This window comes from Halomonas sp. 3D7M (assembly GCF_014897885.1).
In the GTDB taxonomy this organism is placed as follows: domain Bacteria; phylum Pseudomonadota; class Gammaproteobacteria; order Pseudomonadales; family Halomonadaceae; genus Vreelandella.
The window spans coordinates 1-3283 of record NZ_JABUZF010000198.1; the positions used below are offsets into that span (position 1 = coordinate 1).

Annotated in this window: 4 protein-coding genes; 2 read left to right on the forward strand and 2 right to left on the reverse strand. The window is 48.9% G+C overall.

Annotated elements, in window-relative coordinates; all coding sequences use genetic code 11:
- Positions 1-418: 418 nt before the first annotated feature.
- A complete protein-coding gene (ampD, locus tag INT22_RS11050; RefSeq protein ID WP_089039754.1) occupies positions 419-985 on the reverse strand; it encodes a 1,6-anhydro-N-acetylmuramyl-L-alanine amidase AmpD in 567 nt (188 codons plus the stop codon).
- Between the two features lie 83 nt (positions 986-1068).
- On the opposite strand from ampD, the gene nadC reads away from it, so the two are divergent.
- A complete protein-coding gene (nadC, locus tag INT22_RS11055) occupies positions 1069-1923 on the forward strand; it encodes a carboxylating nicotinate-nucleotide diphosphorylase (protein WP_089039755.1) in 855 nt (284 codons plus the stop codon).
- A gap of 5 nt (positions 1924-1928) precedes the next feature.
- Here nadC and INT22_RS11060 read toward each other — a convergent pair whose 3' ends face one another.
- Complete coding sequence (locus INT22_RS11060) at positions 1929-2489, reverse strand: GNAT family N-acetyltransferase (RefSeq protein WP_089039756.1); 561 nt, start codon at positions 2487-2489, stop codon at positions 1929-1931.
- 105 nt (positions 2490-2594) lie between these two features.
- On the opposite strand from INT22_RS11060, the gene tsaA reads away from it, so the two are divergent.
- Positions 2595-3283, forward strand: a 689-nt coding sequence (gene tsaA / locus INT22_RS11065; protein WP_193068232.1) for a tRNA (N6-threonylcarbamoyladenosine(37)-N6)-methyltransferase TrmO, incomplete at its 3' end; no start/stop codon positions are given.

The window sequence follows — 3283 nt, forward strand, 5'->3', positions numbered from 1 at the left end:
GAGGTCTCTCCGAATGACGATAAATGACAATGAGCCCCGCCAACCCTTAGGGCCTGGGGCGGCTGCGGTGTTTAGCCACCACAGGCCGATAAAACGCCGACGCCTAAGCGCCGTGTAGATGTTTTCTTTCTACATTCAACAAGCTACGTACTTTTCGATGTAGTAAAGCTACACAATTGTCGTAAAAGTTAGCCTTTTGTATATGAGAAGATACCGCAAAGTCGTCACTCTGCCAATTCCAGCAAGCCCTAAAAGGCTATCGAAAACAGACTATTGCACCGCAACATAAAAAAACAGTAAGACTTTAGATGCATCTACCAAACGCTCAAAAATGTAGCCAAACTACCGTTTTATTTACTTACGAGTGAAGCACTTAATTAAGTTTACAACGTTCTTTGACGAATTTATTAGCCCGGCGCTAAGCATCTAACTGCTGAAAATAATAAGCCCAATCAAAGGCTGGTCCTGGATCAGTTTTACGCAGTGGAGCCACGTGGGCATGACCGGTAATACGCGACTTATCCAGCTGTGGGTAGCGCGCTATTAGCCACTGAGTTACCGCTACTAACCTTTGATATTGCGCTTTGGTAAAGGGGGTCACGTCGTCACCTTCCAATTCAATACCCACTGAAAAGTCATTTAAGGCTGTTCGCCACGCCTTTTGATACGGATCCAACCAGAATGAGCGCCCGGCATGCCAAGCGCGATGATCTGTATCAACAAACTGTAAGCACTCGCCATCGCGGCGAATCAGAAAGTGAGCCGATACCCTAAGATGTGCAATCTCAGCAAAAAAGGGGTGCTCGGCTGAATTTAGCTGGTTAGTAAACAGCGCTTCAATGGCATCACCACTAAACTGGCCGGGCGGCAAACTAATCGCATGAATAAGCAGTAGCGAGACCTCACTATTGGGGCGCTGATCGCAGTTGGGTGATGCCACTTGCCTAGCGCTTGGCCACTGCCCCTCAAAGGCTGTACTTTTCATAACAGATACACTCTCCTCTACGTTGGCGTTCCCTTTCACTATAATGCCCAACACACCCAATAACGCCTAGAGAACGCACCGCCATGCATTATGAAAACGCTCTTGCCGACGAGATACGCGCTAGCGCAGCCCGCTTACTAGCTGAGGACATTGGCCCTGGCGATATTACAGCGCAGCTAATCCCTGAGAACCAATGGGCAACCGCCAGCATCATTACGCGTGAACCCGCAGTACTTTGTGGTGTTGCCTGGGTAGACGAGATTTTTCGACGGTTAGATAACCGCGTTACGCTACGTTGGCAGGCAGCAGACGGAGACTCTCTTCAAGCAGATCAGTGTTTTTTAGAGCTAGAAGGGCCTGCTCGCAGCCTACTGACCGGTGAGCGAGCGGCGCTAAATATGCTGCAAACATTGTCTGCCACGGCTACTTCAACACGACATTACGTTGATTTAATTGAAGGCACTAATGTCCGTCTACTCGATACGCGTAAAACGTTGCCTGGAATGCGCCTAGCCCAAAAGTACGCAGTCACCTGTGGCGGTGGACATAATCATCGCATTGGATTGTGGGATGCCTTCTTAATTAAAGAGAATCATATTACTGCTTGTGGCGGTATTCAGGCAGCCGTTGAGCAAGCTCGTAAACTGGCAAGTGACCTGCCAGTAGAGGTAGAGGTGGAAACGTTTGAGGAGCTTGATCAAGCACTCGCCGCAAAGGCAGACATTATCATGCTCGATAATTTCGCCTTAGAAGACTTACATGTAGCCGTCGAAATAAATGGTGGGCGGGCAACACTTGAGGCCTCTGGCAATGTCGGCGCAGCCACATTAAAGGCAATTGCCGATACCGGTGTTGACTGTATTTCCAGCGGCGCACTTACCAAAGACCTAAAATCGATCGATTTATCAATGCGTATTACCCACACCTTCGACGTTTGATGTGCTCAGGTTTCGACAGCGTTGAGCTTTTTGACTAAGCGATAGCGTTTCAAAAGTTCGCCACTGCGCTCTACCCACTGCTCGCCGAGGTTGCTAAAACCTCGGCGAATCAAACGTTCATAAAGCACTAAACTTGCTTCAATTTCTACACTCGAGACGCCCTGCTCAAGCAACATACGTTCAGCGTGTATCAACAGTGTGGTACCGATCCCACGTCCAGTCAGTGAAGGCCACACATAAAGTGTCTCTATACGTTTGGCCGCAACATCCAGCTCTAAAAACCCTACACATCGCCCATCACAGCTGGCGACCAATGTAGTATAAAGCGTTTGTCTGGCCGCCCAGGCGCTTGCCTCGCGTGGCAGAGCACTCGCCCAAGCTCGGCGTTCGTCTACACCATAATGGGAAGCGGCGCCCTGCATCACAGCGTGATAAAACACCTCTGCTTGGTCAGCTGCATCACGGGCAAACCCTTCACGATAGATAATTCGTGGAGTGGGCGCAGAAGGTGTTTGGCTCGCGTTAGTACTTGTCGCGTTAGTACTTGTCACATTAGTACTTAGCATATATACAACTCCACTATTTAATTATCGCACCTTAACGGGTCATTGCATCCCAACTCGATGCTTGACTGCTTTATACTTCGTTTTTATCTACACGTAAGGTGTGTCATGCACGATATATCCATAAATGAGTCATTTACCATCAACCCTATAGGTTATATTGAAAGCGACTACCCTGATAAGTTTGGCATTCCTCGCCAACCAGGACTAGCGACGGCAGCGAAAGCGACACTGGTATTAACGCCCCCCTTCAACACACCATTAAGCGTTCGTGGACTAGAAGCATTTAGCCACTTATGGATCAGCTTTATTTTTCACCGCAGTCCCGAAGAGTGGGCTCCCCTTGTACGCCCTCCCCGACTGGGTGGCAATAAAAAAATAGGGGTCTTCGCGAGTCGTAGCACACATCGGCCTAATCGTTTAGGGCTATCACTTGTTGAGCTAGTGGGTATTGATACGCACAATGGTGTAAGCCTACTGCTCAAAGGAGCAGATTTAATGACAGGTACACCGGTAGTGGATATCAAACCTTACCTGCCTTGGACTGAAGCCGTTCCGAATGCACGCTCAGGCTTTGCCCCAGCACCGCCACCTTTCTACCCTGTAGAATTCTCCTCAGCGGCCGAAACAGCGCTCGCTCAACGCGCAGATGCTAGTGACTTAAGGCGGCTCATTACTCAAGTATTAGGCCAAGACCCACGACCCGCCTACCATCAGGATCAACTAGAACGGGAATATGGCATGCAGTTAAGAGATGTCAATATTCGTTTTCAAGTAAGTGGTTATGCAAAAGTTAT